Raw genomic sequence first — 23779 nt, forward strand, 5'->3', positions numbered from 1 at the left:
CCCACCCCCCCCGCCCCCCCCCACCACCGCCGTTCGGGGCCTCAGGAGTAGACCGGACCGGTGAACTTCTCGCCCGGCCCGGCACCCGGGGCGTCCGGGACGATCGAGGCCTCGCGGAAGGCCAGCTGCAGCGAGCGCAGGCCGTCGCGCAGCGGCGCGGCGTGGAAGTTGCTGACCTCCGGGGCGCCCGCGGTGACGAGTCCGGCCAGCGCGGTGATGAGCTTGCGGGCCTCGTCGAGGTCCTTGTCCTTCTCGCCGCCCTCGGCGAGGCCGCACTTCACGGCGGCCGCGCTCATCAGGTGCACGGCGACGGTGGTGATCACCTCGACGGCCGGGACCTCGGCGATGTCCCGGGTGAGGTCGTCGAAGCCGATCGCCTCGTCGTCCGCGGCGGGGTTCTGGGTGGTCTCGCTGCTCAAGGGGGGCTCGTTCCGTCGTGCCGGTGTCCGTACAGAGGGAGCGTACAAGCCGGGGCGTGCGGGGGCGGAATAGCGTTCGACCCCCCGGCGCTGTATGCTTCGAGACTGACCGGCCAGACGTCCTCACGGAGGTCCGGCCAGCAAGTGGAGGCTCCACCCAGGAGGCCCGAGAGGGCAACCGCGAAAGTCTCCCACCTGATCGGCCTCACGGTCGACGGGTCCGGTCCGCGACGGGCGCCCAGTGTGCCGACGGTCGCCGCAGCGCCCCTCACCGGGTGCCGCCCCCGGTTGTGTGGAGCCCCGCTTGTACCGAGCGGGGCTTTTTTCGTGTCGCGGTGTGAACGGCCGAACGGAGCCGGGCACAGCGCAGCACGAATGAAGCCCCGCCCAGTGGTCGAGTCCACTACGTGCGACCGCCGTCCGACGGCCGCATCGCAGAAGGTGCAACCGAGGAGGCCCCATCAGCACCGAGCCCCGCATCAACGACCGGATTCGCGTCCCCGAGGTGCGACTCGTCGGTCCCAGCGGCGAGCAGGTCGGCATCGTGCCGCTTGCCAAGGCGCTGGAGCTCGCGCAGGAGTACGACCTCGACCTGGTCGAGGTCGCGGCGACCGCCCGGCCGCCGGTGTGCAAGCTCATGGACTACGGCAAGTTCAAGTACGAGTCGGCCATGAAGGCCCGTGAGGCGCGCAAGAACCAGGCGCACACGGTCATCAAGGAGATGAAGCTCCGGCCGAAGATCGACCCGCACGACTATGACACCAAGAAGGGTCACGTCGTCCGGTTCCTCAAGCAGGGCGACAAGGTCAAGATCACGATCATGTTCCGCGGTCGTGAGCAGTCCCGCCCCGAGCTGGGCTTCCGTCTGCTTCAGCGGCTCGCCGACGACGTCCAGGACCTGGGCTTCGTCGAGTCCTCGCCGAAGCAGGACGGCCGTAACATGATCATGGTTCTCGGCCCGCACAAGAAGAAGACCGAGGCGATGGCCGAGGCCCGCGCCGCTGCGGACGCCCGCAAGGCCGAGCGTCAGGGCCGCACCACCGGTCCGGACGCGGACCTCGCCGAGTCCGACGAGCCTGCCGAGGTTCAGGACGCCGCCGTCGAGGTTCAGGACGACGCTGCCGAGCCCCAGGACGCCGCTGCCGAGGTGGAGGCCCCCGAGGCCGCCGCTCCGGTCGAGCAGCCGGCCGAGGCCTCCCAGGGCGCCTGACCCTCCCAGGTCAGGCCCGGGAGACCGGCCACAGGGTGACGGGGCGCCCCGCCCGGTCACCGCAGATCCATCCTTCACGCCCGCGCGGCGCACACCGCGCGGGCGTGGACGGACCGACGAGGAGATACGGCGAAATGCCGAAGCAGAAGACGCACAGTGGCGCCAGCAAGCGCTTCAAGATCAGTGGCTCTGGCAAGGTGCTGCGCGAGCGCGCCGGCCGCCGCCACCTCCTGGAGCACAAGCCTTCGACGCTGACCCGCAAGCTGGCCGGGACGGTCGAGCTGGCCCCCGCCGACGCCAAGAAGATCAAGAAGCTTCTCGGCAAGTGATCGCCCTCCCGCCCGGCGCGAGCCGCGTGCGGGGCAGCTGATCCTTCCCGACCCATTCGAATGACGGACCACGTGAAGTAGTCCGTGGTCCAACCCAAGGAGTAATCAAGTGGCACGCGTCAAGCGGGCAGTCAACGCCCACAAGAAGCGCCGGGTCATCCTGGAGCGCGCCAGCGGCTACCGCGGCCAGCGCTCGCGCCTGTACCGCAAGGCCAAGGAGCAGGTCACCCACTCGCTGGTCTACAACTTCAACGACCGCAAGAAGCGCAAGGGCGACTTCCGTCAGCTGTGGATCCAGCGCATCAACGCTGCGGCCCGTGCCAACGGCATCACCTACAACCGCTTCGTGCAGGGCCTGAAGGCCGCCAGCGTCGAGATCGACCGCAAGATGCTGGCCGACCTCGCCGTCAACGACCCGGGTGCGTTCGCCGTCCTGGTCGAGGTCGCCCAGAAGGCGCTGCCGGCCGACGTGAACGCCCCGAAGGCCGCCGCCGACGCCGCCTGATCCCCGGATCAGTCGAGTTGAGCTGACCGGACCCGCAGGCTCGATCCTGCGGGTCCGGTTTTGCGTTACCCGGTCACCCCGGCCAGCCAGTACAGAGACGAGATCATGCCGAGCACCGACACCCCCCTGCTCACCTCCCTGCGCTCGCCCCGCGTGGTCGCGGCCCGGCGGCTCGCCAAGCGGAGCCAGCGCGGCAAGGAGCGCCGCTTCCTCGCCGAGGGCCCGCAGGCCGTGCGGGAGGCGATCGCGTTCGGGCGGCTGCCGGGCTCGGGCGAGCACGCCGTCGTCGAGGTGTACGCCACCGCCGAGGCCGCCGAGCGGCACGCCGTGATCGTGGAGGCCGCCCGCGCCGAGGGGCTGCCGGTGCTCACCGCCACCGACGAGGTCATCGCCGACATCTGCGACACGGTGACCCCGCAGGGCATCGTCGCGCTCTGCCGCTTCATCGACACGCCCTTCGCCGACGTCCTGGCCGCCCGTCCGCAGCTGGTCGCCGTGCTCGCCCACGTCCGCGACCCCGGCAACGCCGGGACCGTGCTGCGCACCGCCGACGCGGCCGGCGCGGACGCCGTGGTGCTCACCGACGCCTCCGTCGACCTGTACAACCCGAAGGCCGTCCGGGCCTCGGTCGGCAGCCTCTTCCACCTCCCGGTCGCCGTCGGCGTGCCGGTCGAGGAGGCGATCGGCCGGCTGCGCGAGGCCGGGGTGCGGGTGCTCGCCGCCGACGGCGCGGGGGAGCGCGACCTCGACCAGGAGCTCGACGAGGGCACCCTGGGCGCACCCGGCGCATGGGTGTTCGGCAACGAGGCGTGGGGGCTCCCCGAGGAGACCCGCGCACTGACCGACGAGGTCGTGCGCGTGCCGATCCACGGGCACGCCGAGAGCCTCAACCTGGCCACCGCCGCCGCCGTCTGCCTCTACGCCTCGGCCCGCGCGCAGCGCTCGCCCGGCGGGTGCCGCGCCGCGCGGTGACCCGCGCGCCGACCCCGGCGCCGATCCGACGCGAATCGTCGGCCATGCCCTATTACGCGGGGCTGTGAGGCGCTAGGGTCTGCCTCGGTGGGGGGAAAGACACGGTGGGTAATCGGGGAGGACACCCATGGTCGGCAGCGGGCCAGAGCTCGACCCGGACGACCTGCCGGACGGCCTGGTGGTCGCCGACGCCCTGGGCCGGGTGGTCTGCTTCAACCGCGCCGCCGCCAGGCTGACCGGCGTCGCCCCGCAGGCCGTGCTCGGCGGCGCCCTGGAGGACGTCCTGCCGCTGGAGGACCTGGACGGCCGCCGCTGGTGGCAGCTGACCGACCCGTACGGCGGCCTGGCTGTCCGCACCGGCCAGCCGGAGCGCAACCTGCTGCTGCCCGGTGGCCGCGAGGTGCTGGTCTCCGCCCGCTACGTCCGCGAGCGCCCCGGGGGCCCGCTGGAGCGGCTGGTGATCGCCCTGCGCGGCACCGAGGCGCGCCGCCGCACCGAGCGCAGCCACGCGGAGCTGATCGCCACCGTCGCGCACGAGCTGCGCTCGCCGCTCACCAGCGTCAAGGGGTTCACCGCGACCCTGCTCGCCAAGTGGGAGCGGTTCACCGACGGGCAGAAGCGGCTGATGCTGGAGACCGTGGACGCCGACGCCGACCGGGTCACCCGGCTGATCGCCGAGCTGCTGGACATCTCCCGGATCGACGCCGGCCGGCTGGAGCTGCGCAAACAGGTCGTCGACCTGGCCGCCGCCGTGCGCCGGCACGTCGAGCGCAAGGTCGCCACCGGCATCCCCGAGGAGCGCTTCGACATCCGGGTCAGTGAGCCGCTCACCGTGCTGTGGGCCGATCCCGACAAGGTCGACCAGGTGCTCGCCAACCTGCTGGAAAACGCCGTGCGGCACGGCGAGGGGACTGTCACCATTGAGGTGGCACCGGCCAAGGAGGTCGTCGAGGCCCCCGTCTGGGAGCGCCCCGGCACCCAGCCCCGCATCGTGGAAGGCACAGCGGTCACCGTGAGCGACGAAGGCAGCGGCATCCCCGAGGAGGCGGTGCCGCGCGTCTTCACCCGCTTCTGGCGCGGCTCCAAGCGCGGCGGCACCGGGCTCGGCCTCTACATCGTCAAGGGCATCGTGGAGGCCCACGGCGGCTCGATCCGCGTCGACCGCGCGCCCGGCGGCGGCGCCCGGTTCCGATTCATCCTGCCCGCCGGGGTGCCCGACTTCATGTTGTAGTCGGTCCGCCGGGCGGGCTTGACGGCAGCCGCGCTACGCGCTGCGACTACACTCGACCTTTGGCGTTGTGGAACGCCCCGCGCGGCCGCGCCGCGGACACCCCGCCTCCCCGGTTCGGAGAACGGCTGCCCGTGCCCCGGCCACGCCGGGCGTGACGCGAAGGCACGAGCCCCTTACCTGAGCACGGACGAGCAGGAGCACGGGAAGATAGAGATGTCGGCACCCAACAAGTCGTACGACCCGGTCGAGGTCGAGGCCCTCAAGCCCGAGGTGGTGGAGACGGCCCGGGACGAGGCCGTCGCCGCGTTCGCCGCCGCCACCAGCCTCGACGAGCTGAAGCAGGCCAAGGTCGCCCACACCGGCGACCGCTCCGCCCTGTCCCTCGCCAACCGCGAGATCGGCGCCCTCCCCCCGCACGCCAAGGCCGCCGCCGGCAAGCTGATCGGCCAGGCCCGGGGCGCGGTCAACCAGGCGCTCGCCAAGCGGCAGGCCGAACTGGAGGCCGAGCGCGACGCCCGGGTGCTGGTCGAGGAGGCGGTGGACGTCACGCTGCCCTACGACCGCACCCCGCGCGGCGCCCGCCACCCGCTGACCACGCTGGCCGAGCGCATCGAGGACACCTTCGTCGCGATGGGCTACCAGGTCGCCGAGGGCCCCGAGGTCGAGGCCGAATGGCTCAACTTCGACGCCCTCAACCTGGGCCCGGACCACCCGGCCCGCTCCATGCAGGACACCTTCTTCGTGCAGGCCCCGGACGGCTCCGCCGACTCCGGCGTGGTGCTGCGCACCCAGACCTCCCCGGTCCAGGCCCGCACCCTGCTCCACCGCGAGCCCCCCGTCTACGTGGTCTGCCCCGGCCGGGTCTACCGCACCGACGAGCTGGACGCCACCCACACCCCGGTCTTCCGGCAGGTCGAGGGCCTGGCGGTGGACGAGGGCATCACCTTCGCCGACCTCAAGGGCACCATCGAGCAGCTGGTCTCGACCCTGATCGGCGACGGCCTGGAGCTGCGCTGGCGGCCGTCCTACTTCCCGTTCACCGAGCCGAGCGCCGAGATCGACCTGCAGTGCTTCGTCTGCCTCGGCGCGTCGGTCGGCAACCCGGACCGCCCCTGCCGCACCTGCGGCTCCGAGGGCTGGATCGAGCTCGGCGGCTGCGGCGTGGTCAACCCGCGGGTGCTCGTCGCCTGCGGCGTGGACCCCAACCGCTACAGCGGGTTCGCCTTCGGCCTGGGCCTGGAGCGGATCCTGATGAACCGTCACAACGTCGCCGACATGCGCGACATGGTCGAGGGTGACGTGCGCTTCACCCTCCCGTTCGGGATGGAGATCTGATGCGCGTCCCGCTTTCCTGGCTGCGCGAGTACGTCGACCTGCCGGCCGGTGAGACCGGTCGCGACGTGGCCGAGCGGCTGGTCCGCGCCGGCCTGGAGGTCGAGACCGTCGAGCAGCTCGGCGGCGACCTCAAGGGCCCGCTGGTGGTCGGCGAGGTGCTCTCCATCGAGGAGCTGACCGGCTTCAAGAAGCCGATCCGGCACTGCTACGTCAACGTCGGCGAGGCCAACGGCACCGGCGAGCCGCAGGAGATCGTCTGCGGCGCCACCAACTTCGCCGTCGGCGACAAGGTCGTCGTGGTGCTCCCCGGCGCCGTGCTCCCCGGTCCCTTCCCGATCGCCGCCCGCAAGACCTACGGCCACACCTCGGCCGGCATGATCTGCTCGGCCCGCGAGCTCGGCATGGGCGACGACCACAACGGCATCATCGTGCTCCCGCCCGAGTACGAGCCCGGCACCGACGCCGTCGAGCTGCTCCAGCTCGTCGACGAGGTGCTCGACATCGCCGTCACCCCGGACCGCGGCTACTGCCTGTCGCTGCGCGGCGTCGCCCGCGAGGCCGCCGCCGCCTACGGGCTGCCGCTGGCCGACCCGGCGCTGCTCGACGTGCCGCCGGCCAACTCCTTCGGCTACCTGGTGAAGGTCAACGACCCGGCCGGCTGCGACCGCTTCGTGGCCCGCACCGTCGTCGGCCTCGACCCGGCTGCCAAGTCCCCGATCTGGCTCCAGCGCCGGCTGCAGAAGGCGGGCATCCGCCCGATCTCGCTCGCCGTCGACATCACCAACTACGTGATGCTGGAGGTGGGCCAGCCGCTGCACGCCTACGACAAGCAGCGCGTCGACGGCCCGATCGTGGTCCGCCGGGCGGAGGAGGGCGAGCGCCTCACCACCCTCGACGGCGTCCAGCGCACGCTGTCCGCCGAGGACCTGCTGATCTGCGACAACAGCGGCCCGATCGGCCTGGCCGGGGTCATGGGCGGCGCCTCCACCGAGATCCTCGACCCGGCCGCCGGCCCGGGCACCACCGAGGTGATCATCGAGGCGGCGCACTTCGACCCGGTCGCCATCGCCCGCGGCGCCAAGCGGCACAAGCTGCCCTCCGAGGCGTCCAAGCGCTTCGAGCGCGGCGTCGACCCGGAGGCCGCCCGCGCCGCCGCGCAGCGCGCCGTCGACCTGCTGGTGCTGATCGCCGGCGGCACCGCCGAGGCCGGTGTCACCGACATCGCCGCCCCGCACCCGGTGCGCACCATCACCATCGCCGCCGACCTGCCCGACCGGGTCGCCGGCACCGGGTACGGCCGGGAGACCGTCACCCGGCGCCTGCAGGAGATCGGCTGCTCGGTCTCCGGCGCCGACGTCCTGGAGGTCACCCCGCCGACCTGGCGCCCCGACCTCACGGACCCGTACGACCTCGCCGAGGAGGTCATCCGGCTGGAGGGCTACGACAACGTCCCCGCCCGGATGCCCACCGTCCCGCCGGGCAAGGGCCTGACCGAGGCCCAGCGGATGCACCGCCGGGTCGGCGTCGCGCTGGCCGGCGCGGGCTACGTCGAGGTCAACAACTACCCGTTCGTCGGCGAGGCCTCCTTCGAGGCGCTCGGCCTGGAGCCGGAGGACCGGCGGCGGCGCACCGTCACCCTGGTCAACCCGCTCAACGACGAGGAGCCGGGGCTGCGCACCACGCTGCTGCCGGGCCTGCTCGGGGCGCTGCGCCGCAACATCGGCCGCGGCAACACCGATCTGGCGGTCTTCGAGACGGGCACGGTGTTCCTGCCGAAGGACCAGCTGTCGGTCGCCCCGCGTCCGGCCGTCGACCACCGGCCCAGCGACGAGGAGCTGGCGGCGCTGGACGCCGCGCTGCCGCACCAGCCGCGCCGGGTCGCCGTCGCGCTGGCCGGCGAGCGGCTGCCGTCCGGCTGGTGGGGCAAGGGCGCCCCGGCGACCTGGGCCGACGCGATCGAGGCCGCCCGTACGGTGGCCCGCGCCGCCGGGGTGGAGCTGGCCGTGCGCCCGGGCCGGCTGATGCCGTGGCACCCGGGCCGCTGCGCCGAGCTGGTGGTGGCCGGCACCGAGCGCGTGGTCGGCCACGCGGGTGAGCTGCACCCGCGCGTGGTCAAGGCGCTGGGCCTGCCCGAGCGCACCGGCGCGATGGAGCTCGACCTGGACCTGCTGGCCGCCGACGGCGCCGCGCGGGTCGAGGGTCCGGCGGTCTCCGGCTTCCCGGTGGCCACCCAGGACGTCGCGCTGATCGTCGACGCCGAGGTGCACGCCGCCGACGTGGAGGCCGCGCTGCGCTCCGGGGCCGGCGAACTGCTGGAGGCGATCCGGCTGTTCGACGTCTTCACCGGCGAGCAGGTCGGCGAGGGCCGGAAGTCGCTGGCGTACGCGCTGCGGTTCCGCGCCGCGGACCGGACGCTGACCGCCGACGAGGCGAGCGCCGCCCGCGAGGCGGCCGTCGCCGAGGCCGTCGCCCGCACCGGTGCGGTGCTGCGCGGCGCCTGACGCCCGTCCCGAAGGGGCCCTGGCCGGACCACCGGCCGGGGCCCTTTCGCGTGCCCGTGCGGGCAACCCCCTTGCGCCGCAGGCGTCGTGAACGCTTCAATCAAGTTAGGAAACTTTCCTAACTCTCTCAGGAGTCCGGGCCGCCACCGTGCCCGGATCAGGGAAACGGAGCGTCAGATGCGTACTCGCCACCGCACCGCCCGCACCGCCCGCCTCGCCCTCGCCGCCCTGCTGGTGGCCGCGCCGGCCACCGTCGCGGCGGCCGGCGCCGCGCACGCCGCGCCCGCCGCCGGCACCGTCCGCCTCGCCGCCGTGGGCCTGGACGACCCGCACAAGAAGGACATCGCCATGCAGTTGGTGTCCAGCGCCGAGAACTCCTCCCTCGACTGGAAGTCCCAGTACAAGTACATCGAGGACATCAAGGACGGCCGCGGCTACACCGCCGGCATCATCGGCTTCTGTTCCGGCACCGGCGACATGCTCGACCTGGTCGAGTACTACACCACCCTCAAGCCGGGCAACGTCCTCGCCAAGTACCTCCCGGCGCTGCGCAAGGTCAACGGCACCGAGTCGCACTCCGGCCTCGGCTCCGCCTTCGAGCGGGACTGGGCGACCGCCGCCAAGGACGCCGTCTTCCAGCAGGCCCAGAACGACGAGCGCGACCGCGTCTACTTCAACCCCTCGGTCAAGCAGGCCAAGGCCGACGGCCTGCGCGCGCTCGGCCAGTTCATCTACTACGACGCCATCGTCATGCACGGCCCCGGCACCGGCTCCGACAGCTTCGGCGGGATCCGCGCCGCCGCCCTGAAGAAGGCCAAGAGCCCCGCCCAGGGCGGCGACGAGGCCACCTTCCTCAAGGCCTTCCTGGACGCCCGCAAGGTCGTCATGAAGAAGGAGGAGGCGCACGCCGACACCAGCCGGGTCGACACCGAGCAGCTGGTCTTCCTCAACGCCAAGAACTTCGACCTCAACCCGCCGCTCAAGTGGAAGGTCTACGGCGACAGTTACGCCATCAACAGCTGACGCGCCGCCGTGCGGTGGCGGGAGGCGGCCGGCGTCCGGCCGGGCCTCCCGCCACCGGCCCTTAATTCGCATGACGCCCGAACGCACGCGCTGGTAGCGTCCCCGACGTGGCAAAGCTGAACCAGATCATCGCCGTCGAAAAGGGCGTCAAGTCGAAGTCCTTCCAGGAGCTGACGCAGTCCCACCAGGACCTGCAGAAGACCCCGCTGCTGGCCGGCATCTCCCGGACGTACCAGCCCAAGGACGAGGAGGGCGAGCAGCTTCCCCCCGAGTCCACCCGGGTCCAGGTCAAGGCCGAGGACGTGCTGCGGGCCACGGCCACCACCCTGACCCGGCTGTTCGACGTCACCGCGACCAAGGACTGGGCCAACACCGAGGCCAGGGCCGACGTCGTCGTCGACGGCCGCACGCTGGTCGCCGCGGCGCCGGTCACCTACCTGCTCTTCCTGGAGAAGCAGCTCACCGACCTGCGGACCTTCGTCCGCAAGCTGCCCGTCCTGGACGCCGCCGAGGCCTGGAGCCACGACCCGTCCACGGACTCCTGGAGGACCGAGGCGGTCCGCACCATCCGCACCAGGAAGGTGCCGCGCAACCACGTCAAGGCCGAGGCCACCGAGAAGCACCCGGCGCAGGTCGAGGTCTACTACGAGGACGTCGCGATCGGCTACTGGACGACCGTGAAGTTCTCCGGGGCCCTGCCCGCCCGGCGGGTCAACGAGCTCCTGGAGCGGGTCGAGAAGCTCCAGCAGGCCGTCCAGTTCGCCCGCGAGGAGGCCAACGGCTTCGAGGTCGCCGACCGGAGGGTCGGGGACGCGGTGTTCGGCTACCTGTTCGGGTAGCCCCACGAGCCCCCCGGGTGAGACCGGGGGTGGCGCGAAAAGCGCAAGCTGATACTGAAGTTGAAGCTGATACCGGGGAAACGGTGGGGGTTCGAGTCCCTCCTCCGGCACCACGTGCCGGGGTAGCCCAAGTGGCAGAGGCGCCCCGTCAGACTCAGACTCTCGCTCAAGTCTCAGCATTCGCCGCCGAGCGCCGGATCGACCGGGTGTGCGCTGCAGCGTAGGTTGCGGGTTCGACTCCCGTCTGCGCCTCTCCATGGCGCGGTAGCTTTAATGGCAGAGCGACGCTGTAAAGACTGACTCACACTCTTAAACGTGCCGGTGCACAGCAATTGGGTGGCACACCAGGGGCCCGGGAGATGGATACCGCTCCCGGGCCCCGCCACGTCCGTGCCCGCCGTCAGGCGGTCGCGGTGTAGTCGTAGAAGCCGCGGCCGGACTTGCGGCCCAGCAGGCCCGCGTCGACCATCCGGGACAGCAGCGGGGGAGCGGCGTACAGCGGCTCCTTGTACTCGTCGTACATAGATGCCAAGTTGATGGGTCCCCAGGTAGGGTCCCTGGGTGGGCCAGGTTCGGCGTTCGCATGGCTTTGACCTGCATGGATGTTCTTTGACGTATTGAGACGTACTAGCCTCATGCTTGGACCGCTGGACCCCTACCCCGGCTCTACCGGGCAGAGAACTCTACGGATTCTCCCCGTCGAGCCGGCGGATCCATGGCCTTGTGGGAGGCGTCCCTGGTGCGTACGGCCACCCGTAGCGGGCCGCTGCCGCAAGGCGGGCGCCCTCCAACAGGAGGGTGCACTCCTCGCACGCAGTGACGGCCGCCAGTCCCTCGGCCTGGGCCAGGTATCCGACGGGGGTGGTCCGCTCAGAATCTGTTCGGCAGCGGTAGCAGCGCCCCGGGGTCCACTCGTACGCCGCCAGCACCACCTCGCGGGGCCATCGTCTGGCGTCGTACACGTGCATTCCTTCCGCAAGGTCGCCCACGGCGTAGAACACCCAATCGAATAGTGGTGTTGGTTACATAGAGATGATGGGCGGTGGTGCGTGCCCTGTCTAGATCTGCGTTAACGCAGATCAGAGCCGGTCTCTACGGTGAAGCAGGTCAGACCAGCTCACACGTAGTGACCGAGGGGGCCGATGGAGCCCGCGCCCTACCAGCGCGTAGCCGCCGAGATCCGTCGACGGATCCTCAGCGGCGAGTGGCCGTCTGGGCGGCAGCTCCCCTCCCAGGCCGACTTAGCCGCCGAGCTGGATGTCACCATCGCCGAGGCCCGACGGGGTATGGCCGTACTTCGGCAGGCGGGAGTTCTTGAGGGAAGGGCCCGCGCGCGGCTCTGGGTGGCGCATCCTCCTGCTGTGCGCACACTCCTCGATGTCGACGGAGACTGGCCCCACCCCCGGGGGGAGGGCGCCACCGGCAGCCAGCGAGCCACCGCAGACTTCGCCGGCCGACTCCATCTCCCCGAGCGCACCCGACTCCGCTGGCACCGCGAGGAACTGCTCGACCCCGACCTGCGGCCGAGCCACCTCATCACCACCTGGTGGGCCGGAGCGCGGGCCACCGAGTGGGACCGGGTCGAGGCCGAGGTCATGCTGCACCACCTCACCCCAGCCGAGGGCGACTACCTAGGCCTGCCCAGCGGAGTACCCGCGTGGCTGATCCAGCGCACCCGATACGACTCGACCGGGCGCCCCGCCGAGACCGCCGACATAGTGCTGCCCGCAGACCGGTGGCGAGTGCGGCTGAGGTAGGCCCTGGCCGGCGCCGCCGGACGCCAGCCAGGGAGCCATCAGGCCCACACGTCGCCCGGCCCGCGATCCGGCGGCCCCGGGCTCGCGGCGGTCGCCGCGGTGCAGCCCTTGTGTCTGGTGATCCAGTCAGTGAGGGCGGTCCGCATGCCGGCGTAGACGCCGTACCCGTAGTCGCCACAGACCCGGCAGTACCCGCCCGTTCCCTCCTCGGCCTCCGGCTCCTCAGGGGACACGGTGGTGCGGTCGGTCACGACTCCTCCTTGAGGACGCTCGGGCATGTGGGATGCGCACGGACCGCCCAGCCCAACGGGGCCATGCCCCGACCGGTCGCCGTATGCACGTAGCCGGCAGGTACGAGGGGCGGCTCCGGGTCCCCGCAGTCGATGCACGCCTCACCATGCAGGCGCGCAGGACTGATGGTCCCCGGGTCGATCTCGACCGGGCGGCCGGATATCTCCGTCACGACCTCTACGATCCCCACCAGCGAGGCCCCGAGTTAGCACATGGTGTGCTAAAGATCAGACAGCGCGGGCCCACCGTGCCAGCGCGAGCACCCGCTCGTCCCGGCCCCGCGTCAGCCGGACCATCGTCGCCAGCTCCGTTCGCACCTGCCCGTGCTCCCGCACGTGGAGAGGTGCGATCTGTCGGGCCACCAGCAGCGACTCTGCGGCATGCTGAGGACGGCCGAGGTGTACCTGCGCCCGGGCCAGGTCGATGTAGTAGTGGCTCCTGCGTTCCGCGGGGAGGGTCCGGGGCGGCGCCCAGCGGGAGGCGGCGGCCACGGCCTCCTGGAGATCGTCCTCCTGGCCAAGCTCGACCGCGACCGACAGTCGGTGGATCTCCAGGCTGTCCGGCCCCACGGCGGTGCCGTCGTACAGGCGCTCGCGTACCCGGCCCGCCAGCGCCGCGGCCTCGCGCAGGTGGGCGCGGGCGTCATCGGCGAGGCGCATCCGCCCGGCTGCGACGGCGGCCCGCATGTGCAGGGCTGCTGCTGCGGCGGCGAGCCGCTCGGTGGTCGGCGCGGGCATCCGGTCTGCGGCCGCGCGCAGCGACCGCAGGCCCGGGGCGAGCTGGCGGGCAGCGAAGTACGTCTCCATCCGCACATACGCTGCCGTCGCGGTGAGTGCGGGGTCACCGGCCATGCTGGCCGCCCACCGCATCAGCTCCACCAGCCTGGCCGAGAGATCGCGGTAGCCGTACTTGTAGGCCACAGCGTCAGCCGACCGGACGGCCAGCGCCAGCAGCCGGGCAGCCTCCTCCCGTTCCCGGCCGCGAGCCTGGTCGACCGCGCGGAACAGTTCGCCGAGCAGAGCAGGGGCCCGCTCGCCGAGGCGCACGTACTGGGACTGCACTCGGTCCTCGACGGCGGCGTCGACGTCGGCCGCGATCTGCGCGAGCGGCCGCACGGGCCCGTCCTCTGGCAGGTCGTACACCGCGATGGTCCGCTGCAGCTCGGGGATCGTCTGGTGCACCCGGCTGTCCGTCCGTGCTGGCCCGTCCATCAGCTCTTCCGGAGTAGTCCCCAGCGCGGTCGCGAGCGCTTCGAGAACCTGGTCGCTCGGGATCCGGCGGCCGTCGCCGACCTTCTGGATCATGCTCTCCGAGACGCCGCTCGCCTCGGCCAGCTGGCGGCGGGACAAATGGGCGACGGCACGGGCCGTCTCGAGGCGCAGGCCGAGGACGGTAGATGACGCAGGCATGTCTCGGACGCTACCGGCGTCGCCCGCCGCGCGCAGGTGATCGCGGAGACAGCCACACCATCGGGCTGGTGCTGCTACTGGCCGATCAGCAGATCAGCGAGCTGGTCCAGCGAGTCGACCGTCCAGTCCGCGTCCGGAGCCGTAGTGGTCAGGCCGATCGGGCCGCGGCGAAGGTGCGCTGCCCGCAGACCGGCGCGGGCCGCCGGCGCCACATCATTGGCCGGGTGATCGCCGACGTAGACGATCTCGTGCGGCTCGCCCGGCGCCCAGGCGAGCACCCGCTCGAAGAAGCCGGCGTCCGGCTTGGCCACCCCCCACTCGCCGGAGGTGGCGATCGCGTCGGCTGGCAGGTCGAGCCCGCGCAGGAGGGCGCTCACGTCTGCGTTCTGGTTCCCAGCGATGCCCACCCACAGGCCGGCCGCCCGTAGCCGGGTCAGCGCCGGGCGGACGTCTGGGTAGAGGTCCGACTCGTCGAGTCGATCGCCGTGCCCGGCGGCCTGCCGGGCCCGCCACTCCGCACCCACGTCGATGCCTGGGCGCAGGATCCTGACGGCGTCCGCGTTGTCCCGGCCTTCAGCCACCACGATGCCGACCAGGGCCGACAGGGTGTGCTGTGGGACGCCGAGCCACCGCGCCCAGTCCGCCCAGTAGCGGGTGTCGCTGGTCAGGGTCTCGCCGATGTCGAACACCACGGATCTCACCATGGCCCGAGCCTATCGAGGGGCTGTCGGTGCTTCGTCGTAGGCTGGCGGCATGCCTGATGCACTCGCCCTGCCTGATGACGTCCTGCCCCTGCACATCGCCGTGGTGGAGGCGGACCGGGCGATGACCGCGGCCAGCCAGGCCGGCGGCGATGTCGACGCGGCCCGCGGGGTGTTCGTGCAGCGGATGGGCGAGCTGCTGTCCCACCCGATCTGGGAGCAGGCCCGCACCGGGGGCTGCTACGCGCAGACCTGGCAGGCGTCCCTCGACGCGGCCAAGGCCAAGCTCGCCGAGATTCACGAATCCGACACGGCCAGTTAGCCGCCGGGTGCAGACTGTGGCCGATCGAAAGGAACCCGATGGCCACCCTGTCCCACATCGAGTACGTGACCGCAGAAGAACTCAGCGAGGACGACGTCAACTGGCTCGGAGGCCTCTTCGGCCTTGGCGAGACATGGACCGAGGACTTCGCCGTCGTCTGCGTCATCGAGAACGGCTCTCCGCGGTCCTACCTGTCCCTCGACATCGACTACGCCCGAATGCTCGAGGCCGCACACGAAGCCGGTCAGCCGGTCGAGCTCGACGCGACCGTGACTACGGAGAAGTTGCCGGTCAACCGGGATGGCTGGCCCGGTCACTGGATGGGTTTCGTGGAATAGGGCCTCTTGCGTATCCCGTAAGTTGCCTTACAAGATACGCAACCCGGGGCGGCCACTTGCGTATCTTGCAAGTCGCCTTACGGGATACGCAACCCGGGGCGACCCCCAGCACCTTCTTCGGTGACCGCCCGAAAAAGCCCGCTCAGAGTACGTGTCGGTGTTCTCCGGCGAGCGGATAGCCCGGTCGATCACGGTGTTGAAGACCTGGTCACAGGTCGGCTACATCCTCCGCTCGCTGCCGATCTGCGCGGCTATGGTCCCCTCCATCACATCTGCCACCTCTGGGGACCCCATGCGCCGCACCATCCTCGCCCTGGCCGCCGCCGGCCTCGCCCTCACCGCCACCGCCTGCAGCAGCAGCGGCAGCGACAAGGCCGCCGAGGCCGCCCCGCCGGCCGCCACCACCCCCGCCGCGGCCGGAACCGGCGCCCCGAGCACCCCCGCGGCGGCGCCCGCCACGCCAGCCGCGCCGAGCGGCGCGGGAGGCGGCGCGACCGCGCCGGCCGCTGCCGCGAAGCTGGACGCCAGCGCAGCCGTCGCCGCCCTCGCCAAGGCCGTGCCGAGCGTCAAGCTGACCAAGGCCTACACGGCCGAGGACGACCCGAACCACCTGCTCGGCCGCCCCGGACAGTACGTCTCGAAGATCGCGTTTGCCGACAGCCGGATCAAGGGCGCCGACCTCGAAGGCGCCGACGAGGACTCCATAGTCCGCGGCGGCAGCATCGAGACGTTCGCCAGCGAGACCGAAGCCGCCGCCCGCCTCGGCTACCTCCAAGGCGTCATCAAGGCGTTGCCCGCAGCCCTGGAGTACGACTACGTCGTGCGCGGCACCGTGCTGATCCGGGCGAGCAAGCTGCTGACCCCGGACCAGGCCAAGGCCTACGAGGCGGCACTCAAGGGCTGACCCTGGACGCGACGAAGCGCCCCGCTCTCCTTGGAGGCGGGGCGCTTCTGTGTCTCGCCACCCGAAAGGACGAGAGGACTTGAACTTTGAAGCACCGTGCTTCATAGTTGGGGTGTCGAGAGAGGGAGGGTCCGATGGTCACCATCACCACCAGCAACGCTGCCACCCAGGCCGGGGTCACGGTCGACACCATCCGCACCTGGTGCCGCACCGGCGCCGTCGCCGCCATCAAGCAGGCCGGCCGCTGGATCATCGACGCCGCCTCTCTCGCCTACCGCATCGCGCTCCCCAAGCTCCTCCACAGGCCCCGCCCCGTCGTCTTCACCGTCGACACCATGCTCGCCATCGGCGGCAACCGCTGGCAGCGCAACGGCCACGACCGGATCTACCTCAACAACTGGGCCGAACTCGCCGGCCTCGACGTCTCGCACTACAAGTCCGGCAACATCAACGGCGCCACCTGGCAGGGCGAAGGCATCTCCAACTCCCAGGCCCGCCTCATCCTCGGGAGCCTCGACAAGGTCTGGTTCGACACCGCCGACAACCAGGTGCACTGCCGCTTCGGCTGGACCAAGTCCCGCGTCGCCACCCCCGACGAGATCTGGCAGGCCGCCCTCGCCGGCATCCGCGCCGCCATCGCCGCCCTCTGAACCGAAGGACACACCATGAAGCCCCACTTCACCGCGTGGCTCGTCAACGACCGCTCGGCTCTGGAGAGCGACAACTGCGACGTCACCGTTCTCCCCGACAGGCCCCTCATCTACATCGAGGACGCCGACGGCGAGGAGGTGGAGGTCATCAACTGGGAATCCACCGGCACCGGCGTCTTCCACGCTGTCACCAACGTCGACGCGCGCCATGGCGACGACGAGGACGCCATCCGCGAGACTGAACAGCTCCTGGAGGAGGCAGGCTGGCGCATCACCGGAAAGTGGGAGCCGCTCGACACTGCCTACGTCACCGAGGTCGAGCGCTGGGACAGCGACGAGATGTGGACCCTGCAGCAGGCCGCCGACCACATGGGGGCCACCAGCGCGAAGGTGGCCGCCCAGGCCCTGCGCCGCCTCGGCGTCGAGGCCGTCGGCCGGGCCCCCGGCCGCGGTGGCCAGTCCATCTACAACGCCGCCGAGGTGATGTACGTCCACGCCACCCGGCCCGGGCAGGGAGCCCGCACCGACCTCAAGGGCGGAGTCGAATGAGGCCCTCCGCGCTGCCGAAGACCCGGGACCAGGTCCTCCGCCACCTGACCGACCCGGCCAAGCCGTTGATGGCGGCGATGGGCGGCCACAACGAGGCCGGCCGACAGGTCGAGGTCAGCACGCTTCAGACGGCCGAGCTCTACTGGGTCGCCGCCGACATGACCGCCCTCGCCGTCGCCGCCGGCAGCCAGCTCGCCTCCGCACGATGGGCATCCGCCGACCGGCCCGCCCCGTCCGGCCTGATCGTCTTCGACGGCGGCATCGGCAACTTCCCGATGAACGGCGTCGACGTCCCGATCGAAGCCGTCACCTGGGGCGCCCACGACGGCGACCTGAGCATCAGCCTGTGGCTGACCCGGGCCCGCCTCGACGAAGAGACCAGGCAGCGCGGGCTCTACGAACTCGTCATCGACGAGATCCCGCCGCTCATCCCGATCATCGGACGGCCCGTCCCGGTCGGCGCGGAGCCGGTCCCGTTCGCCGCCCTCGACCCGGACCTGCCCACCATGGTGCTCCAGACCATCGCGGCCACATGGCTCCTCATGGAACAGCCCACGCTCATCGAACGCCGCGCAGAGCAGCCCGACAAGGCCACCGTCCGGGCGTACGGCAGACGACAACAGACAGCCCCCGGAGTCACGCTGATCGACCTGCGCCGCGCCTACGTGCCGGACCAGCGCTCGGAGAGCGGCACTGACGTGGCAGGGCACCGATACCGCCACCGCTGGGTCGTGCAGGGCCACTGGAGGGACCAGCCCTACGGCCCGGAACGCGCCCAGCGCCGCAAGCAGTGGATCCCCGCCCACCTGAAGGGGCCCGACGGCGCCCCGCTCCTGAAGACCGAGCGCGTCAACGTCTGGCGCCGCTGAACGCACGGAGCGCCCCCGCCCGGGAGTCCTGGGCGGGGGCGCGGTGGCTCAGCGGGAGAGAAACGGGACGAGGGCGATCGCGACCCCGGCCAGGCTGGCCAGGACGGCGATCGTCGGCAACGGCCAGCGGGAGCGCTTCAGCGCCTCAACCTCGGCCCGGAGCTGCGCGACCTCGCTCTCCACCTGCGTCGTTCTCGTCAAAGCGACGTCGAGTCTGCCGTTCAGCGTGGCGAATCCGGTCTCCATCGTGCCGCGGATCTGCTCCAGCTTGACGGCTACCTCCAGCCCAAGAGCGGTCGACTCAACGTCCGCCCCGCTCACTCGCGGGTCCTCGGCAGCAGCGCCGCCGTCGTCGGGTCACCCACCACCCCGGCCACCGCGCCCTTGACCACCGTCAGCGCCGCCGGCAGCGCGGCCACCGCCGCCGCCCTGAGCGTCCCCACCGACGTCAGATCGACGCCGTCCGCCAGCAGCAGACCCAGCAGCGCGACCACATACGTGGCCACGGTCCGCTCGGCCACGTCGATGATGTACTTCCGCATGATCAGTTCCCCTTCGTGGTGATGGTGCCGTTGATGGCGATGCCGTCCGCCAGTCGCCGCTCGAACTCGTCGCCGATCTGCTCGACCGCCGGGCCGCCGGAGGCGAGAGCCCGCAGGTCCTCGGCGAGCTGGCCCGCCACCCACCTGACCGGGTGCGGGTTGTCCTCCATCGGCTGGCCGAGCGCGCCCTGGGTCGCCTGGCGAGTCCAGTACAGGACGTCGTGCGTGAGGTCCGGCTTGCGGGCGTCGATCGCGGCGTTGACCTCCTGCCGGATGACGGCGCGGATCTCGTCGATGGTGGGCATGTCGTCCTCCTGGACGGGTGCGGGCGCCGGGGCCGGCGCGGGGGAAGTGGTGGTGGTGGGGCGGGGGGCGCCGCGCTGGACCCACGCGTACAGCGCCGGGCCCGGGCAGTCGGTGGCGTAGCCGTCGCGGTGCCCGCGGATCTCCGGGCCGGCACCGTGCGCCTGAAGCAGCTCGATGCCGTCACGGATCGCGGCCAGCATCTCGGGCGTCGGCTCGGTCAGGCCGGAGTCGCCGACCAGGCCGACGACCGCGTAGTGCGCGGCGTTGAGCGGCTGGCTGCCGTTGGCGCCGGTTCGGCGGCCGAGGCCGCGGCCCTCCAGCAGGTAGCCGTGCGGGCAGGCGCCGAACGAGTAGGCGATGTCGCTGTAGTTCTCCTGCTTGTTGGCGAGGTGGCTGGCGCGGATCGCCTGCCACTCGCGCAGGCACGCGCCGTGGTCGGCCAGCAGGCCGCGGCTGACCGGGGTGCCCTCATAGTGGATCTTGACGCCCCGGGTCGTGGCCTGGAGCGGGGCAGCGGAAGCGGGCCAGCCGAGGTCCGCGCGGGTGACGAGCTTCATCGGGATCCTCAGGGGGTCGGCGGTGTCTGTGCGGGGATGAGGGTGGCGAGCCAGCGCAGGTGCGCGACGGCCCAGGTGGCGGCCTCCTCGACGGCCTGCTTCACGAGCTCGGGGTTGGGCTGCCAGGTGGTGCCGCTGTAGGCGGGCACCGTCACGTAGGCGATCTGGTCGATCATGGTGTAGTCCGCGTTCATGACGGTGATCGAGGCCGTGATCGTCGGGCTGTTGCGGCGGTTCGGCTCGGCGTCGGCGACCTGCACCGCGACCGGCAGGCCCTGCTCGATCACCAGCTCGGTCGCGCGGCCCATGTAGTCGAGTGGGATGCCCCAGGGGTGGGCGGGATCGATGTCCATCGGTCTCCTGAGTCAGAGGGATTGGCGGGCCCACAGGCCCTTGTGCCAGACGGTGCAGGTGCCGGTGCCGACGGTCCGCTGGACCTGGAGCAGCAGGGTGCCGGACTGGCCGTAGGTGAGGCCGTGCGCGGCCGGGTCGGCGGTGAAGCTCGCGGCGGCGTCGGTGGCAACCGCGGTGAGGGTGGTGCCGAGCTGGACGGGGGTGCCGCCGGTGTCGAGCATCAGCCGGGCCTGGCAGGTGGTGGAGGCCGGCGCGGAGAGGGTGTACTCGGCGGCCACGACCGGGTGGTGGGCGTGCCAGGTGCCGCGTTGGACGGTGGTCCAGGACGTGGCGGTGAACGTCACCGCGGCGGCCATGGGGATGGGGATCCAGGGCCGGGCCAGGCCCCAGACCGTGTCGTCGCGCAGCACGGGGTTGCCGGCCGCGTCGTAGACGGTGGCCGTCTGCTGGCCTGGGCCGGTGGTGGCGACGGCGAGCGCGATGGTGCCGTTCGTGCGGTAGAGGCGGGCGACGCGCTGCGGGCCGTCCTGGCCGAGGAGGACCTGGTCGCCGACGCCGCCGGCCTGGAGGACGCGCAGGGCGCGGGTGCCGGCGACGATGACGTCCGCGCTGGCGGCGATGTTCTGGGCGGGGCGGATCTGGGCGCGGCCCGCGAGCTCGCGAAGCCGGTCGTCGACCGAGCGCATCCAGTCGCCGAGGTCCTGCTGCTGAGCGGGGGGCATCAGGCCGCCTCCAGGTAGAGGTCCGTGGTCCGGGCGCGGGGCCGCTCGGCCGGCTGGACCTTGAGGCCGATGACGCGGTAGCGGGCGTCGAGGACGTCGTAGTGCCAGGTGTCGTTCAGCCGCAGCCGGACGTAGGAGCCGAGCGGGGGCCGCTGGTTGCCGGTGTAGGTGACGGACGGCACCGCGACCGGGCGCGCGGCCCGGGCGAGGTCCGCGGCCGCGTGCTCGTCGAGGACCGACTGCGTCTCCACCGTGCTGTAGTCGCTCGTGCCGTCCAGGCGCGGCCAGCCGGCCGCCCAGTCGCCGGGCGCGGTCAGCACCTGCGACATCAGCGGGACCTGCTCCGACCCCATGTCCGTGCCCGTGCTCGCGCCCCTGCTCTGCCAGGCGTTCGCCATCGTGGTGGCGTCCTCGGGCAGGGCGTAGGCGCCGACCGGGCCGGGCGAGGACAGCACCAGGTCGGCGCTACCGTCGTTCGCCCCGACCGTCAGCTTCGGGTAGCCGAGCCGCAGCGTGCGGTGCCGCACCCCCGCCGAGTCGGCCCACACCTGGATCCGCCACTCGAACCCGTTCTGCGTGGAGGCGAGTTGGTCGACGAGGCCGCCGATCCACGGCAGGTCGTGACGCGAGTACTGCCGGTCCCGCAGAACCCCGGACATCTGCGCCGGGTCCATCTCGACGCCGAGGTTGCCGCCGGCCTGCGCCTGGGCGTAGGTGATGAGCTGGCGGACGATCGCGAACTGGTCCGCACCGGCGGCCACCAGGTCGGCGAGCAGCAGCCGGTGCGCGCGGAAGTACGACTCCAGGCCGCCGGCCTGGATGGCACAGGTGTAGTTGCCGCGCGCGTCGCGCTGCCGGGTCCGGGTCCACAGCACACCGGACCACGCGAGCTGCCCGTCCTCCTCATACAGGTGCAGCATGCTGCGCCCGGGCAGGGCCGTCTCGCGGATGCGCCGGGCCGTTGCCGAGTCGGGCACGGGGATGGTGCCCGACAGCGAGCCGGTCTTGCCGATGTAGTCGTCCCAGGTGACGCCGCCGATGGGCAAAACGCCGAGGCGGGTGTCCGTCATCAGGTCGCACACCATGAGCTGGTAGGCCACGACGCCCCCTCAGCCGAGGAGGGGGTTGATGGTGATCGTCCTCGCGTAGATCGTCGCGAAGACGCCGGCCGTGTCCACCTTGTGCCGCCAGGCGACGGTGATCGTCTCGCCGGGCTGGCCGGTCACCCGGATCGAGAGGCTGCCGCCCTGTTGCATGTAGGAGGTGGCCGAGCCCGTCATGACGCAGATGACGTCGGAGGGCGCGAAGATCGTGCCGCTCGCCGAGCCCGTCACCAGGAAGCTGCTGAAGCTGTAGTAGCCCGATCCGATGTCGTGGCGCACGCTGCCGGCGATCTGGAGCTTCCCGCTCGGCGGCACCACCGCGGTCGCGGTCAGCACGATCGACGCGGACACGAAGGTCGCCGAGTTGATCAGGGTGCTCGACGTGTTCTCGACGGCCGTGCTGGCCATGCCGACCGCCTGCAAGGTGCCGTCCGTCTTGAGCGAGTTCGCGCCGCCCCGGTAGAGGGCGGTGTCGCCGCCGAACACCAGCCGGCCGAGGATGCCGAGGTAGATCCTCGACAGCCAGTCGGTCCCGTCGAATCGCTCCAGGATGCCGGTGGCGCCGCCGCCGTCGCGCCACTGCCCCGGGTAGGCACCGACGGCCGGGCCCGGGGTGATGCCGCCGAGCGGGACGGTGTAGACGCGCTGGTCGGTCAGCGCCGAAGCCCAGTTGATGGGCGCGCCGGCGGAGGCGTTCGCGGGGACGGCGATGTCCCACAGCCGCAGGTAGGCGGTGCCGGTGGGGGGCGCGGCGGGGGCGCCCGCGCCGGGGGTGCCCTGCTGGTAGACGATCTGGCCGACGCGCTGCCCGGAGGAGTCGTGTTCGTGGTCCAGGGCGACCGCCCACACGGTGTCCACCCGCGCCAGGCTGGTGTGCCCGGGGGCGACGGTGAACGTGAACGGGGAGTCGTTCACGACGGGGTAGGCGCCCTGGGGGGTGGTGCCCTGGACGACGGCCCGGCCGGGCGCGACGGTCCCGGTCATGGCGGTGCCGGTCAGCAGCAAGGGGGTGCCGCCGGGGATCACCCCGGAGCGGACGGTCAGGCTGCCGGTGGGGGTCATCAGGACCGTGGCGAGCCGGATCATTGCGCGGGTGAGGCCGGTGAGGCCGACCCAGACGCCGTAGACGGACATGGGGGCGGACCTCCTAGAGGTAGGCGGAGCGCCACCGCACGGTGGCCTGCGCGGCGGGATCGGTGCTGGACGGGTCGGCTCGGAAGCTGATGACCGAGGTGCCGGGCGGCAGCGCGAACAGGTTCTCGATGGCGCTGCGGGCGGTCGCGGTGCTGATGCGGGACTGGCCGCCGAGCTCCACCGTCCCGGCCCTGGTGTCCACGGTCAGGACGTCGCCGGCGCCGAGGGTGATCGCGTACTCCAGGCGCAGGGACCCGAGGACGGCGGTCGGGTTGGCGACCGGCCCGCGGAACTCGATGACCGGGTGGGTGAACTCGTCGCCCTCGTTGAGGACCAGGAGGTCACCCGTGCTGCCCGGCGAGCCGAACGACAAGCCGGCCTCGGGGGTGCCGAAGCTGAGGCCGACCTCGGGGGTGCCGAACGAGAGGCCGGTCTCCGGGGTGGGCAGGCGGGCCGACACCGACTCCTCGGCCACGCTGTAGAGGCGCGGGTCGCTCGCCTCCCACAGGAGGCTGACGACCGGTGTGCCGGTGACGCCCTCGGTGTCGGAGGACACCACGCGGCGGGTGATCCGCGCGAAGCTGAGCAGCTGCTCGCCGGCGAGCTGCACGACGAGCGGCCGCTCGTCCTGGTGGACGGTCGTCGCGGCGCGCAGGGCCCGGCGGATCTGCGGCCAGTCCTCGGGCCGGCAGACGACCCGCAGGGTGCAGGCGATCGGGCGGGCCTGGGCGAGGAGTTCGCCGGGCCAGGAACCGGGCTGCTGGGAGCGGGGAGTCGAACCGGAGTCCAGCCCGGGCAGGTCCTCCCAGCCGGGCAGGTCCTGGACGGCGTAGACAGTGCCGTCGCCCACCAGCAGGTCGCCCCACTGGAGTTGGAGGTCGCGGGTGATCAGCTCGCCGGCCACCGC

28 protein-coding genes and 2 pseudogenes are annotated in these 23779 nt (G+C 72.0%); 17 read left to right on the forward strand and 13 right to left on the reverse strand.

Annotated elements, in window-relative coordinates; all coding sequences use genetic code 11:
- Positions 1-41: 41 nt before the first annotated feature.
- Positions 42-419 carry a DUF1844 domain-containing protein gene (locus tag ACFVFS_RS17115; RefSeq protein ID WP_376087371.1) on the reverse strand — a complete coding sequence of 126 codons (378 nt, stop codon included), beginning with the start codon at positions 417-419 and terminating at the stop codon, positions 42-44.
- A 460-nt stretch (positions 420-879) separates the two neighbouring features.
- Here ACFVFS_RS17115 and infC point away from each other — a divergent pair, with 460 nt between their 5' ends.
- The 9 genes from infC (at position 880) to ACFVFS_RS17160 (ending at position 10364) form a co-directional block, all read left to right on the forward strand.
- The gene (infC, locus tag ACFVFS_RS17120) at positions 880-1629 is read left to right on the forward strand and encodes a translation initiation factor IF-3 (protein ID WP_380625092.1); all 750 of its coding nucleotides are present in this window, start codon (positions 880-882) and stop codon (positions 1627-1629) included.
- 134 nt (positions 1630-1763) lie between these two features.
- Entirely contained in the window at positions 1764-1958 is a 195-nt protein-coding gene (gene rpmI / locus ACFVFS_RS17125; protein WP_030055648.1) for a 50S ribosomal protein L35, read from the forward strand.
- 109 nt (positions 1959-2067) lie between these two features.
- Positions 2068-2463 carry a 50S ribosomal protein L20 gene (gene rplT / locus ACFVFS_RS17130; RefSeq protein WP_266275176.1) on the forward strand — a complete coding sequence of 132 codons (396 nt, stop codon included), beginning with the start codon at positions 2068-2070 and terminating at the stop codon, positions 2461-2463.
- A 105-nt stretch (positions 2464-2568) separates the two neighbouring features.
- Positions 2569-3435, forward strand: coding sequence for a TrmH family RNA methyltransferase (locus ACFVFS_RS17135; protein WP_380624855.1), 867 nt, complete (start codon positions 2569-2571; stop codon positions 3433-3435).
- Between the two features lie 127 nt (positions 3436-3562).
- Positions 3563-4666, forward strand: coding sequence for an ATP-binding protein (locus ACFVFS_RS17140; RefSeq protein ID WP_380624857.1), 1104 nt, complete (start codon positions 3563-3565; stop codon positions 4664-4666).
- A 213-nt stretch (positions 4667-4879) separates the two neighbouring features.
- Positions 4880-6001, forward strand: coding sequence for a phenylalanine--tRNA ligase subunit alpha (gene pheS / locus ACFVFS_RS17145; RefSeq protein WP_380624859.1), 1122 nt, complete (start codon positions 4880-4882; stop codon positions 5999-6001).
- Complete coding sequence (gene pheT, locus ACFVFS_RS17150; RefSeq protein WP_380624861.1) at positions 6001-8502, forward strand: phenylalanine--tRNA ligase subunit beta; 2502 nt, start codon at positions 6001-6003, stop codon at positions 8500-8502. The genes pheS and pheT overlap by 1 nt, the downstream gene beginning before the upstream one ends.
- A 177-nt stretch (positions 8503-8679) precedes the next feature.
- Positions 8680-9525, forward strand: a complete 846-nt coding sequence (locus tag ACFVFS_RS17155) for a chitosanase (protein WP_380624863.1) — start codon at positions 8680-8682, stop codon at positions 9523-9525.
- Between the two features lie 107 nt (positions 9526-9632).
- Complete coding sequence (locus ACFVFS_RS17160; RefSeq protein ID WP_380624865.1) at positions 9633-10364, forward strand: hypothetical protein; 732 nt, start codon at positions 9633-9635, stop codon at positions 10362-10364.
- Between the two features lie 400 nt (positions 10365-10764).
- On the opposite strand, the pseudogene ACFVFS_RS17165 reads toward ACFVFS_RS17160, so the two are convergent.
- Positions 10765-10890, reverse strand: a pseudogene (locus ACFVFS_RS17165) (3-hydroxyacyl-CoA dehydrogenase family protein); the annotation flags it as partial.
- A 616-nt stretch (positions 10891-11506) separates the two neighbouring features.
- Between ACFVFS_RS17165 and ACFVFS_RS17170 the strand changes: the two are divergent.
- Together ACFVFS_RS17170 and ACFVFS_RS17175 are read left to right on the forward strand one after the other, a co-directional pair.
- A pseudogene (locus tag ACFVFS_RS17170) lies at positions 11507-11683 on the forward strand (GntR family transcriptional regulator); the annotation flags it as partial.
- 42 nt (positions 11684-11725) lie between these two features.
- Positions 11726-12121 carry a UTRA domain-containing protein gene (locus ACFVFS_RS17175; RefSeq protein ID WP_380625094.1) on the forward strand — a complete coding sequence of 132 codons (396 nt, stop codon included), beginning with the start codon at positions 11726-11728 and terminating at the stop codon, positions 12119-12121.
- Between the two features lie 38 nt (positions 12122-12159).
- Here the strand turns inward: ACFVFS_RS17175 and ACFVFS_RS17180 are convergent, their stop codons facing one another.
- The 3 genes from ACFVFS_RS17180 to ACFVFS_RS17190 form a co-directional block, all read right to left on the reverse strand.
- Positions 12160-12372 carry a hypothetical protein gene (locus ACFVFS_RS17180; RefSeq protein ID WP_380624867.1) on the reverse strand — a complete coding sequence of 71 codons (213 nt, stop codon included), beginning with the start codon at positions 12370-12372 and terminating at the stop codon, positions 12160-12162.
- A gap of 267 nt (positions 12373-12639) precedes the next feature.
- On the reverse strand, positions 12640-13821 hold the full coding sequence (locus ACFVFS_RS17185; RefSeq protein WP_380624869.1) for a helix-turn-helix domain-containing protein: 1182 nt from the start codon (positions 13819-13821) through the stop codon (positions 12640-12642).
- A gap of 74 nt (positions 13822-13895) precedes the next feature.
- Positions 13896-14525: an HAD family hydrolase gene (locus tag ACFVFS_RS17190; protein WP_380624871.1), complete on the reverse strand. Its 630-nt coding sequence runs from the start codon at positions 14523-14525 to the stop codon at positions 13896-13898.
- Positions 14526-14574: 49 nt separating this feature from the next.
- Here ACFVFS_RS17190 and ACFVFS_RS17195 point away from each other — a divergent pair, with 49 nt between their 5' ends.
- The 6 genes from ACFVFS_RS17195 (at position 14575) to ACFVFS_RS17220 (ending at position 18154) form a co-directional block, all read left to right on the forward strand.
- Entirely contained in the window at positions 14575-14844 is a 270-nt protein-coding gene (locus ACFVFS_RS17195; protein WP_380624873.1) for a hypothetical protein, read from the forward strand.
- 38 nt (positions 14845-14882) lie between these two features.
- A complete protein-coding gene (locus ACFVFS_RS17200) occupies positions 14883-15182 on the forward strand; it encodes a hypothetical protein (RefSeq protein WP_380624875.1) in 300 nt (99 codons plus the stop codon).
- A gap of 292 nt (positions 15183-15474) precedes the next feature.
- On the forward strand, positions 15475-16086 hold the full coding sequence (locus ACFVFS_RS17205) for a hypothetical protein (RefSeq protein WP_380624877.1): 612 nt from the start codon (positions 15475-15477) through the stop codon (positions 16084-16086).
- Positions 16087-16220: 134 nt separating this feature from the next.
- Positions 16221-16736, forward strand: coding sequence for a hypothetical protein (locus ACFVFS_RS17210; protein ID WP_380624879.1), 516 nt, complete (start codon positions 16221-16223; stop codon positions 16734-16736).
- Positions 16737-16751: 15 nt separating this feature from the next.
- The gene (locus tag ACFVFS_RS17215) at positions 16752-17285 is read left to right on the forward strand and encodes a hypothetical protein (protein WP_380624881.1); all 534 of its coding nucleotides are present in this window, start codon (positions 16752-16754) and stop codon (positions 17283-17285) included.
- Positions 17282-18154 (forward strand): hypothetical protein, encoded by an 873-nt coding sequence (locus tag ACFVFS_RS17220; RefSeq protein ID WP_380624883.1) that lies wholly within the window; start codon positions 17282-17284, stop codon positions 18152-18154. The genes ACFVFS_RS17215 and ACFVFS_RS17220 overlap by 4 nt, the downstream gene beginning before the upstream one ends.
- A 48-nt stretch (positions 18155-18202) precedes the next feature.
- On the opposite strand, the gene ACFVFS_RS17225 is transcribed toward ACFVFS_RS17220, so the two are convergent.
- The 8 genes from ACFVFS_RS17225 to ACFVFS_RS17260 are packed head-to-tail and all read right to left on the reverse strand — an operon-like array spanning position 18203 to position 23776.
- Positions 18203-18475 (reverse strand): hypothetical protein, encoded by a 273-nt coding sequence (locus tag ACFVFS_RS17225; RefSeq protein WP_380624885.1) that lies wholly within the window; start codon positions 18473-18475, stop codon positions 18203-18205.
- Positions 18472-18696, reverse strand: coding sequence for a holin (locus ACFVFS_RS17230; protein WP_380624887.1), 225 nt, complete (start codon positions 18694-18696; stop codon positions 18472-18474). Before ACFVFS_RS17230 ends, ACFVFS_RS17225 begins: the two co-directional genes overlap by 4 nt.
- 2 nt (positions 18697-18698) lie before the next feature.
- Complete coding sequence (locus ACFVFS_RS17235; RefSeq protein ID WP_380624889.1) at positions 18699-19559, reverse strand: peptidoglycan recognition family protein; 861 nt, start codon at positions 19557-19559, stop codon at positions 18699-18701.
- A gap of 8 nt (positions 19560-19567) precedes the next feature.
- A complete protein-coding gene (locus tag ACFVFS_RS17240; RefSeq protein ID WP_380624891.1) occupies positions 19568-19912 on the reverse strand; it encodes a hypothetical protein in 345 nt (114 codons plus the stop codon).
- Positions 19913-19924: 12 nt separating this feature from the next.
- Complete coding sequence (locus ACFVFS_RS17245; protein WP_380624893.1) at positions 19925-20635, reverse strand: hypothetical protein; 711 nt, start codon at positions 20633-20635, stop codon at positions 19925-19927.
- The gene (locus ACFVFS_RS17250; RefSeq protein WP_380624895.1) at positions 20635-21735 is read right to left on the reverse strand and encodes a hypothetical protein; all 1101 of its coding nucleotides are present in this window, start codon (positions 21733-21735) and stop codon (positions 20635-20637) included. Before ACFVFS_RS17250 ends, ACFVFS_RS17245 begins: the two co-directional genes overlap by 1 nt.
- Positions 21736-21744: 9 nt before the next feature.
- Positions 21745-22872: a hypothetical protein gene (locus ACFVFS_RS17255; protein WP_380624897.1), complete on the reverse strand. Its 1128-nt coding sequence runs from the start codon at positions 22870-22872 to the stop codon at positions 21745-21747.
- Between the two features lie 13 nt (positions 22873-22885).
- Positions 22886-23776, reverse strand: a complete 891-nt coding sequence (locus ACFVFS_RS17260; RefSeq protein ID WP_380624899.1) for a phage tail protein — start codon at positions 23774-23776, stop codon at positions 22886-22888.
- Between the last annotated feature and the right edge of the window lie 3 nt (positions 23777-23779).

It is taken from the genome of Kitasatospora sp. NPDC057692, from assembly GCF_042799475.1.
Lineage (GTDB): Bacteria > Actinomycetota > Actinomycetes > Streptomycetales > Streptomycetaceae > Kitasatospora.

Bases quoted from the DNA above. Each gene is read 5' to 3' on its own strand.
- ACFVFS_RS17255 (WP_380624897.1), bottom strand. From the start codon at position 22,872: ATGTCCGTCTACGGCGTCTGGGTCGGCCTCACCGGCCTCACCCGCGCA.
- ACFVFS_RS17215 (WP_380624881.1), top strand. From the start codon at position 16,752: ATGAAGCCCCACTTCACCGCGTGGCTCGTCAACGACCGCTCGGCTCTG.
- ACFVFS_RS17200 (WP_380624875.1), top strand. From the start codon at position 14,883: ATGGCCACCCTGTCCCACATCGAGTACGTGACCGCAGAAGAACTCAGC.
- ACFVFS_RS17185 (WP_380624869.1), bottom strand. From the start codon at position 13,821: ATGCCTGCGTCATCTACCGTCCTCGGCCTGCGCCTCGAGACGGCCCGT.
- ACFVFS_RS17230 (WP_380624887.1), bottom strand. From the start codon at position 18,696: ATGCGGAAGTACATCATCGACGTGGCCGAGCGGACCGTGGCCACGTAT.
- ACFVFS_RS17205 (WP_380624877.1), top strand. From the start codon at position 15,475: ATGCGCCGCACCATCCTCGCCCTGGCCGCCGCCGGCCTCGCCCTCACC.
- ACFVFS_RS17190 (WP_380624871.1), bottom strand. From the start codon at position 14,525: ATGGTGAGATCCGTGGTGTTCGACATCGGCGAGACCCTGACCAGCGAC.
- ACFVFS_RS17240 (WP_380624891.1), bottom strand. From the start codon at position 19,912: ATGGACATCGATCCCGCCCACCCCTGGGGCATCCCACTCGACTACATG.
- ACFVFS_RS17245 (WP_380624893.1), bottom strand. From the start codon at position 20,635: ATGCCCCCCGCTCAGCAGCAGGACCTCGGCGACTGGATGCGCTCGGTC.
- ACFVFS_RS17135 (WP_380624855.1), top strand. From the start codon at position 2,569: ATGCCGAGCACCGACACCCCCCTGCTCACCTCCCTGCGCTCGCCCCGC.
- ACFVFS_RS17220 (WP_380624883.1), top strand. From the start codon at position 17,282: ATGAGGCCCTCCGCGCTGCCGAAGACCCGGGACCAGGTCCTCCGCCAC.
- ACFVFS_RS17155 (WP_380624863.1), top strand. From the start codon at position 8,680: ATGCGTACTCGCCACCGCACCGCCCGCACCGCCCGCCTCGCCCTCGCC.
- ACFVFS_RS17195 (WP_380624873.1), top strand. From the start codon at position 14,575: ATGCCTGATGCACTCGCCCTGCCTGATGACGTCCTGCCCCTGCACATC.
- pheS (WP_380624859.1), top strand. From the start codon at position 4,880: ATGTCGGCACCCAACAAGTCGTACGACCCGGTCGAGGTCGAGGCCCTC.
- ACFVFS_RS17140 (WP_380624857.1), top strand. From the start codon at position 3,563: ATGGTCGGCAGCGGGCCAGAGCTCGACCCGGACGACCTGCCGGACGGC.
- rpmI (WP_030055648.1), top strand. From the start codon at position 1,764: ATGCCGAAGCAGAAGACGCACAGTGGCGCCAGCAAGCGCTTCAAGATC.
- ACFVFS_RS17210 (WP_380624879.1), top strand. From the start codon at position 16,221: ATGGTCACCATCACCACCAGCAACGCTGCCACCCAGGCCGGGGTCACG.
- pheT (WP_380624861.1), top strand. From the start codon at position 6,001: ATGCGCGTCCCGCTTTCCTGGCTGCGCGAGTACGTCGACCTGCCGGCC.
- ACFVFS_RS17235 (WP_380624889.1), bottom strand. From the start codon at position 19,559: ATGAAGCTCGTCACCCGCGCGGACCTCGGCTGGCCCGCTTCCGCTGCC.